8 protein-coding genes are annotated in these 8,247 nt (G+C 72.7%); 4 read left to right on the plus strand and 4 right to left on the minus strand.

From position 1 onward, the window contains the following. Positions 1 to 123: 123 nt before the first annotated feature. Positions 124 to 1,764, minus strand: coding sequence for a sensor histidine kinase (locus ACFWVE_RS34100; protein WP_384022862.1), 1,641 nt, complete (start codon positions 1,762 to 1,764; stop codon positions 124 to 126). Further along, positions 1,761 to 2,450, minus strand: coding sequence for a response regulator transcription factor (locus tag ACFWVE_RS34105; RefSeq protein ID WP_384022865.1), 690 nt, complete (start codon positions 2,448 to 2,450; stop codon positions 1,761 to 1,763). Before ACFWVE_RS34105 ends, ACFWVE_RS34100 begins: the two co-directional genes overlap by 4 nt. 162 nt (positions 2,451 to 2,612) lie before the next feature. Between ACFWVE_RS34105 and ACFWVE_RS34110 the strand changes: the two genes are divergently transcribed. After that, positions 2,613 to 5,048, plus strand: coding sequence for an MMPL family transporter (locus tag ACFWVE_RS34110; RefSeq protein WP_384022884.1), 2,436 nt, complete (start codon positions 2,613 to 2,615; stop codon positions 5,046 to 5,048). Here the strand turns inward: ACFWVE_RS34110 and ACFWVE_RS34115 are convergent. Further along, positions 5,041 to 5,883 (minus strand): TetR/AcrR family transcriptional regulator, encoded by an 843-nt coding sequence (locus tag ACFWVE_RS34115; RefSeq protein WP_384022868.1) that lies wholly within the window; start codon positions 5,881 to 5,883, stop codon positions 5,041 to 5,043. The two genes, ACFWVE_RS34110 and ACFWVE_RS34115, sit on opposite strands and share 8 nt — an antisense overlap. Positions 5,884 to 6,184: 301 nt before the next feature. Next, positions 6,185 to 6,595, minus strand: coding sequence for a VOC family protein (locus ACFWVE_RS34120; protein ID WP_384022872.1), 411 nt, complete (start codon positions 6,593 to 6,595; stop codon positions 6,185 to 6,187). A 201-nt stretch (positions 6,596 to 6,796) separates the two neighbouring features. Here ACFWVE_RS34120 and ACFWVE_RS34125 point away from each other — a divergent pair, with 201 nt between their 5' ends. From ACFWVE_RS34125 to ACFWVE_RS34135, 3 genes are all read left to right on the plus strand, one after another. After that, entirely contained in the window at positions 6,797 to 7,273 is a 477-nt protein-coding gene (locus ACFWVE_RS34125) for a TM2 domain-containing protein (RefSeq protein WP_384022875.1), read from the plus strand. After that, on the plus strand, positions 7,266 to 7,682 hold the full coding sequence (locus ACFWVE_RS34130) for a DUF2752 domain-containing protein (protein ID WP_384022878.1): 417 nt from the start codon (positions 7,266 to 7,268) through the stop codon (positions 7,680 to 7,682). Before ACFWVE_RS34125 ends, ACFWVE_RS34130 begins: the two co-directional genes overlap by 8 nt. Positions 7,683 to 7,915: 233 nt before the next feature. After that, positions 7,916 to 8,182 (plus strand): TM2 domain-containing protein, encoded by a 267-nt coding sequence (locus ACFWVE_RS34135; protein ID WP_384022881.1) that lies wholly within the window; start codon positions 7,916 to 7,918, stop codon positions 8,180 to 8,182. The last annotated feature ends 65 nt before the right edge of the window (positions 8,183 to 8,247 follow it).

Here is an 8,247-nt window from a genome sequence, read left to right on the forward strand (position 1 = left end):
TTCCTCGCTTCCTATGATATCGTCGTTTTTGGGGTGGTTGGTGTTGGCTTTTTTGTCTTGCGCGGCGGCGCGGGGGGCGCGGGGGGGGGGGGCGCGCCGGCCGCGCCCCCCCCCCCCCACGGCTCATGGTCGTTCCGCGGGCCCGGCATCCGTCCCGGTCGCCACCGAGACCGGCTCCTCCCGCGGGGGCGCACAGGCCCCCGTGTCCCGGCCGGCCGGCGGCACGTGCCGCAGGGCACTTCCCGGACCGTTCCGTGCCTCCGCTCCCCGCGTCCTTGGCTCCGCCCGCGCCGGAAGCGCCACCGTCACCGCCAGGCCCTCCCCGGGGGCGGTCCGTACCGTCACCTCGCCGCCGTGCGCGTGGACCACGCCCTGCACGATCGCCATGCCGAGACCGCTGCCCGCGCCGCCGCCGGTCCGGAAGAAGCGGTCGAAGAGGCGTGCCGCGTCCTGGGGGCCGAGCCCCGGGCCGTCGTCCGCCACGCACAGCCGCACGACCCCGTCGGCGCGGGTCACCCCGAGCCGTACCGGCACCTCGACGGGGGTGTGCGTGCGCACGTTGCCCAGCAGGTTGCCCAGCACCTGTCGCAGTCCGGACTCGTCGGCCCGTACCAGCACCGCGCCGCCGGCGTCGACGGTCACCGGCCGCTCCGGCTGTTGTACCCGCAGGTCCTCGGCCGCGTCCCGCACCAGACGGCACACGTCCACGTTCCGCAGCCGCAGTTCGGGCCGCTGGTCGAGGCGGGCCAGCACGAGCAGTTCGTCCACGAGCCGCGCCATGCGGTCGGACTCCGCCAGCATCCTGTCCCAGGCCCGCCGCCGCTCCGCCGCCTCCCGCAGCATCCCCCGGTCGTACAACTGGAGGTAGCCGCGGATCGCTGCCAGCGGCGTGCGCAGTTCGTGCGAGGCGTCGGCGACGAACCGGCGCAGCTGGGCCGCGCTGCGCTCGCGTGTGCGGTACGCCGACTCGACCTGCTGGAGCATCGAGTTCAGGGCGAGCCGCAGCTGCTCCACCTCCAGGATGGGATCCCGGCTGGAGGGCACGCGCCGGGTCAGATCGCCCTCGGCGATCGCCGACGAGGTCTCCACCATGTCCTCCAGCGGCCGCATCCGGCGGCTCACGCTGACCATCGTCAGACAGGCCAGCAGCACGAGGAGCAGCGTTCCGATGGCCGCATCGAGCCTGACCACCTTGGCGACCCCGGCGTGGAGGGACTCGGTGGAGGTGGCGATCAGGATGTACGTGCCGTCCCCGAGCCGGGTGGCCGTGGCACGGTAGTCGGTGCCCAGGACGGTGAGGTCGTGCGGCTCGGGGTCCCGGACCAGAAGGCGCGGGTCGCCGACCTCGTCCGCCAGGGCGTGCTGGGCCTCGGTCGGCTCGAAGCCGAGGATGCCCACGGTCTCGCCCCCGGAGTCGACGGCGGCGAAGATCGAGTCGGGACGGTTCTCGCCGCTCCCCTCCGGTTTCATCCGCTCGGTGAAGAAGCTCAGCACGCTCAGCGAGTCGATCTGCCGCAGTGTCAGCGGGGAGCCCGCGAGCGAGTCGCGGTTCTGGGTCAGCTCCGTGTCGATCTGGTCGAGCAGGTAGTACCGCATGCCCAGCACGCTCACCAGGGTCGCCGCCGTGATGCCGATGGCGAGCAGGACCAGGTTCGCCAGCGTCAGTCGGCCGCGCAGGGAGTGGATGCCCCGCTCACAGCGCAACAGGTGGCGCAGCCGGGCGGGTCGGGGGATCCGGAACGGCCGCGGCTTCGGCGCCCTCATGTGAGGCCGTATCCGACCCCGCGCCGGGTGGTGATCACCGGCGGGCCCAGGGTGTCGAGTTTGCGGCGCAGATAGCTGATGTAGGTCTCGACGACGGTCGACTCCGGCGGGGTGTGCTCGTACTGCCAGACATGGCGCAGCAGTTGGTCCTTGGGCACGATCCGCCCGCCGTTGCGCACCAGGAAGCGCAGCAGGGCGTACTCGGTGGGGGTCAGTTCGACCGAACGGCCCGCGCGGCGCACCGAGTACGTCGTCTCGTCCAGCTCCAGGTCGCCGTGGCGCAGCGGCGCCCGCTGCGGGAGGGCGTCGGCGGGCCGGGTGCGGCGCAGCACCGCGGTCACCCGCGCGACGACCTCGTCGATGTTGAACGGTTTGGTGATGTAGTCGTCGCCGAAGCCGAGCGCGCCGACGATCTCGGCCGGGGCGTCCCGGGCGGTGAGGAACACCAGCGCCAACTCGGGCCTTCGAAGCCGCAGTTCACGGCCGAGTCCGCGGCCGTCGCCGTCCGGCAGCATGACGTCGAGCAGGGCCGCGTCGGGGTGCGTGTGCTCGGTCAGCGCGAGCGCCTCGCGGACGGTGCCGGCCGTCATGACCTCGAACCGGTGATAGCGCAGGGCGATGGCGAGGACATCGGCGATGCTCTCCTCGTCCTCCACGACCAGCACGGTGCCTGGAGCCGTCGTCATGCCCCCAGTATCGGTGCGCGTACCCGCGGCCGTACCGCTTCCCGCTTTGGAGTTCCTTGAGAGTCCCGCGCGAGTGGTGTCCCCGCGGGGGCCGGGCCGCCGATTCTGCTGCGAGGACCCGGGGGACCTACGGAGCGACGAAGGAGCTTGGACGTGGCGGTACTGGCACGCTGGTGCTATCGGCACCGGCTGGTGGTCGTGTTGCTGTGGGTGGGGGCGCTGCTCGGACTGGGGGCGGCGGCGAGCGGCGCGGGCACGAACTACGCGAATGTCTTCTCCCTGCCGGACACGGACTCCAAACGGGCGTACGACCTGATGGAGAAGGCGTTCCCGGAACGCGCGGGCGACACCGACACCGTGGTGTGGAAGGTCGAGGACGGTTCCGTGCGGGACGCGTCCGTACGGGACCGGATGGAACCCGCGCTGGCCGCGATCGGACGCATGGAGGGCGTCGGCGACGTCACCGACCCCTACGGGCCGCAGGGCGCGGCGCAGATCAGCCGGGACGGGCGGACCGCGTACGCGCAGGTCACCTTCGCCGAACAGGCGGACGCCGTGCCGAAGGAACTGGTCGAGGACGTCGTCGGCACGGCGAAGGACGCCGCGGGCGACGGACTTCAGGTGGAGCTGGGCGGCCAGGCCGTCATGCGGGTCCAGGAGCCGCCCACCGGCACGGCCGAGCTGGTCGGCGTCCTCGCGGCCGCCGTGGTGCTGTTCGTGGCGTTCGGCTCGGTGCTCGCGATGCTGCTGCCGATCGTGATCGCCGTGTTCGGCGTCGGCACCGGCATGTTCGGCACCCAGCTGATCAGCCATGTCACGAACGTGCCCGAACTCGCCTCGCTGCTCTCGACGCTGATCGGTCTCGGCGTGGGCATCGACTACGCCCTGTTCATCGTCACCCGGCACCGGCGCGGCATCCTGCGCGGCGACGACCCGGAGGAGGCCGCCGTCACCGCGCTCAACACGTCGGGGCGGGCGGTGCTGTTCGCGGGCGGCACGGTGTGCATCGCGCTGGCCGGCATGCTGGTGACGAACCTGCGCTTCCTCGACGGCGTCGTCATCGGCACGTCGCTGACCGTGGTGCTGAGCGTGCTCGCGGCCGTCACCCTGCTGCCGGCGCTCCTCGGACTGCTCGGCCACCGGGTGCTCAGCCGCCGCCAGCGCCGCACGCTCGCCGCGCGGGGACCGGAGACGGACCGGCCCACCGGACTCGCGGCCCGCTGGGCCGCCGGCGTCGAACGCCGCCCGCGGTCCACCGCCGTCCTCGCCGTGGTCCTGATGGCCGCGCTCGCCGTCCCGCTGCTGTCGCTGCGCCTGGGCACCGTGGACCAGGGCAACGACGAGGCGTCCACGACCACCAGGAAGGCCTACGACCTGCTCGCCGAGGGCTTCGGCCCCGGCGTCAACGGGCCGCTCCAGGTGGTGGTGGACGGCGAGGCGTCCGACCGCCTGGTGACGGCCGTCGAGGGGACCGAGGGCGTCGCCCAGGTCGCCTCGATGCCGCCCGCGAACGGCGTCACCGTCATCCAGGTCGTCCCGGAGACCTCACCGCAGGACGAGAGGACGGACCGGCTCATCGACGTCCTGCGCGAGGACGTGATCCCCGCAGCGGGCGCCCGGGCCCACGTCGGCGGCGTGACGGCGGTGTCCAAGGACTTCGCGTCCGTGACGGGCGACCGCCTGCCGCTCTTCATCGGCACGATCATCGGCCTGGGCTTCCTGCTCCTGCTGCTCGCGTTCCGCTCCCTGGTGGTGCCGCTGACGGCCGCCGTGATGAACCTGCTCGCGGCGGCGGCCTCCTTCGGCGTCCTGGTGGCGATCTTCCAGTGGGGCTGGGGCCTGGACCTGCTCGGTTTCGGCAGGGAGGGCCCCATCGCGGCCTTCCTGCCGATCATCATGCTGTCGCTGCTCTTCGGGCTCTCCATGGACTACCAGGTGTTCCTGGTGAGCCGGATGCACGAGGAATGGGTGCACACCCGGGACAACGCCCGCGCGGTGCGCGTCGGCCTCGCGGAGACCAGCCGCGTCATCAACTCCGCGGCCCTGATCATGGTGTGCGTCTTCCTCGCCTTCGTGCTCAGCGGTGACTACGCGGCCGGCATGGCGGGCGTGGGGCTCGCCGCGGCCGTCGCCCTGGACGCGTTCATCCTGCGTACGGCGCTGGTACCGGCCGTGATGCATCTGATCGGCAAGGCCAACTGGTGGCTGCCGGCGGGACTGGAGAAGCGGCTGCCGCATCTGGCGGTCGAGCCGAAGGAGGACGCCACGGGCACGCTCCCGGCCGCTCGGGCCCCCGGCGAGGGGGCCGACCCGGTGGCCCCGGCCGGCTCGGTCGTGCACGGCTTCGTCCGCACCGTCGAGGGCGATCCCGTGGACGGTGCGGACGTCACCCTGCTGACCTCGGGCGGGCGCCGGCTGGACCGGGCCGTCTCCCTCGCCGACGGCTCGTACCTCGTCTCCGTCCCGGCCCCGGGTACCTACCTGCTGGCGGTGACGGCGGCCCCGTACGGCTCCCGCGCGGGGCAGGTGACGGTGCTCGACGGCCCGCTGGTGCACGACGTGGAACTCACCCCCGGTGAGGTGGACGCCGTCAACTGACCGGACCGGGGCGCCCGTCGCTTTCGGCGGGCGCCCCATGGGCGCTCTCCCCGTTCCCGGCGGGCCCCCCGTGGTCCGTCCCGTCGTCGCTCCCGGCAGGGGCCCCCTGCGCCTTCGCCGGGTCCGGCGGCATCCTGGTCATCCCCGGCAGGAACTCCGTGAACATGTCGTGGATCTCGCGCACCAGCGGGCGCAGGACGCGGAAGCGGGCCAGGGCGACACCCCGCGCGGTGATGCGGGCGCCGCGCTCGGTCAGACGGTAACTGCGTTCGCGGCCCTCGGTGCGGTCGAAGATCCAGTAGAGGACGAGCCCCATCTGCGCCAGCCACATCAGCTCCGGCAGCACCTCCCGCAGCTCGACGGGCACCTTGGCCTTCGAACCGGCCAGCACGTCCCGATGGACGCTGATCGCCTCCGCGCGCGCGTGCTCCGACTCGGGCGAGAAGGGGCTGAGCGGGCTGTCCGGATCGGCGGCGTTCTTGAAGAACTGCACCGCGAACTCGTGGTACGGCGTGGCGATGTCCAGCCACGCCTTCAGCACGCCCGCGAACCGGGCCTCCAGATCGGTCTCCCGCTCCAGGGTCTCCCGCACCGCCCGCTGGTGCTCGGCGGCGATCCGGTCGTAGAACCCCTGGATCAGGTGTTCCTTGCCCTCGAAGTAGTAGTACGCGCTGCCGACGGAGACCCCGGCCTCCGTGGCGATGGCCCGCATGGTCGTCCTGTCGTACCCGCGCTCCTGGAACAGCCGCATGGCCGTCTCCAGGATCAGGGCGCGGGTCTGCTCGGACTTGCTGAGTGCGGCACCGTCACCGGGACCGTCGTTCTTCACGGACACGGACAGAGAGCCTAGGGCCTGTCCGGCGGATCATGCCGAAGACGTGGGGTCCGGCACGCCCGTCCGCGGCGTTGTCGTCGGTTGCCGGCTCCCCCGGGCTCCCGGCTCCCCCGGGCTCCCGGCTCCGCCCGAGCGGGGAGGGACCCCCATCGCGTCGGCGCCCTCCTCCGCCCTGCGGCCGAACGCACCGGACCCCACTCGCCCCAACTGGATGGACACCGCCGACCGCCTCCGACCCGATCCGCCGGACAGGCCCCGGCCGTGCCGTCCCGGGAAGCTCCCGTGCCCGCGCGGAGCGCCGCTACGGCCGGCGGCCCAGTTGCGGACGCTTGGTGTAGTCGGTCAGGCCGACCACGTTCCCCCAGGGGTCGGCGAACTCGACGGTCCAGCCGGTGGCGCCCGGGAACGGCCCGTCGAGCAGACCGATCCCGGCGCCCTCCAGCGCCTCGGCGGCGACACGGGCGTCCGGCACCTCCAGCCACACCCGCGCGGAGGGCCACGCCGGCGGCCGGCAGCCCAGGCCCGCCTCGTGCCGCAGCAGCATCCCGGGCGTCTCGCCGCCCACCTTCAGCAGCACGATCCCGGCCTCGTCCAGCCGGAAGCCGACCGGGAACCCGGCCCGTCCGTAGAATCCGACGGCCTCGTCGAGGTCCCCGACGGGCAGCAGCACATGGTCGAACCCGAGCAGTTCGTAGGACTCATCGTCTGACATGACGTCACATTAGGCGGTGACGGCACACAGCGGGCCGAGGCGGTGGCCGGGCGGCGGAGGGTCACTCGTCCGGGCGGACGGCCACGGAGCTTCCCCGGCGGATCGTGTGCCGGAGGCCCTGGTCGGGATCCGACTTCTCATTGCCGCCCGAGTCCTGCAAGATGACCGACAGTTATCCGTATCTTTCAGGAGAGACCCACTGTGAGCGAACAGCCGCAGCAGCCGTCCACGCCACCCGGTTTCGGCCCCCCGAACTCCGGTCCGTCCGGTCCGTCCGGCCCCTACGGCTACCCGCAGCCCGGACCCCAGCAGCCTCCCCACGACGGTCAGCAGCCCCCCGTCGGCTACCCGCCGCCCCCCGGTGGCTACCCGCCCCCGCCCGGGTTCCAGCAGCCCCCGCCCCTCGGGTTCGTCCCCGGTGCTCCCGACCCCGGCGCGCCCTACGGGTACGACCCCTACGGACGTCCCCTTTCCGACAAGTCGAAGATCGTCGCCGGTATTCTCCAGCTCTTCCTCGGCTCGTTCGGCGTCGGCCGCTTCTACACCGGTTCGGTCGGCGTCGGCATCGCCCAGCTGCTCACCTGCGGCGGGCTCGGCTTCTGGGCGCTCATCGACGGCATCATGTACCTGGTCAGCAACGACCGCACGGACGCCCAGGGGCGGATCCTGCGTGGCTGACGCGGCACCTCAGGCCCCGTCCCGGGGGCACCCGCGGTGGCATCCCGCGGTGGCCCCCGTCGCGGTGCTGGCCGCGGGCGCCGCCGGCGCCGCCTACCTGTGGGGCGCCGACCCGCACGAGCCGGGTCACCTCCTGCCCCGGTGTCCGCTGCGGGCCGTCACCGGCCTGCTGTGCCCGGCCTGTGGCGGCACGCGCATGGCGTACGACCTGATGCACGGCCAGTTCGCCGCCGCCTGGCTGGACAACAGGGCCCTGCTGCTCGCCGCGCCGTTCGCGCTGGCGCTGTGGGGGCGCTGGACGCTGGAAGGGCTGCGCGGCCGAGCCTGGGCGCCCCGGATCGCGCCCTGGGCCCAGGTGCTGATCCTGGCGACGGCCGTGGCCTGGACGGTGGCCCGCAACGCCGTCTGAAATGTACGGTAATCGGACCGAGTTGATCACGGAACGGGAACATTCGGCTTCTCGCTTTCTCGTTCGAACGCCGGTCCCCTTACGCTCCTCTGGCGCAGGGGGGACGGTTCGCGAACCGTGGGTTTTGGCGCCGTAGTCGCGCGGGATCCGTATGCGTGTTTCCGCTGCTCCCTCCTGAGCCGTCCGGGCAGCCTGCCCGGCGCGCCACACTTTTTCTCCCCAGGAGCAGCGCCATGACCGTCCCCGCCGACCCCCAGGCCCCCTACGGCCACGACCCGCAGGGCCGTCCCTACTCCGACAAGTCGAAGATCGTCGCCGGTCTCCTCCAGATCTTCCTGGGGACCCTGGGCATCGGACGCTTCTACGTCGGTTCCGTCGGCATCGGTGTCGCCCAGCTGCTCACCTGCGGTGGCCTCGGCTTCTGGGCGCTGATCGACGGCGTCATGTTCCTCGTGAGCAACGACCGCACCGACAAGCAGGGCCGCGTCCTGCGCGGCTGACGCGTCCACCGGCCCGCTCCGACGGCCGGGCGCGGCGGCCCGCCGGCACGGCGCCCGCACATGGC

Source organism: Streptomyces sp. NPDC058632 (assembly GCF_042717095.1).
GTDB lineage: Bacteria > Actinomycetota > Actinomycetes > Streptomycetales > Streptomycetaceae > Streptomyces.

Coding starts and splice junctions, on each gene's coding strand:
- ACFWVE_RS34100 (WP_384022862.1), bottom strand. CDS start 1,764: ATGAGGGCGCCGAAGCCGCGGCCGTTCCGGATCCCCCGACCCGCCCGG.
- ACFWVE_RS34105 (WP_384022865.1), bottom strand. CDS start 2,450: ATGACGACGGCTCCAGGCACCGTGCTGGTCGTGGAGGACGAGGAGAGC.
- ACFWVE_RS34120 (WP_384022872.1), bottom strand. CDS start 6,595: ATGTCAGACGATGAGTCCTACGAACTGCTCGGGTTCGACCATGTGCTG.
- ACFWVE_RS34135 (WP_384022881.1), top strand. CDS start 7,916: ATGACCGTCCCCGCCGACCCCCAGGCCCCCTACGGCCACGACCCGCAG.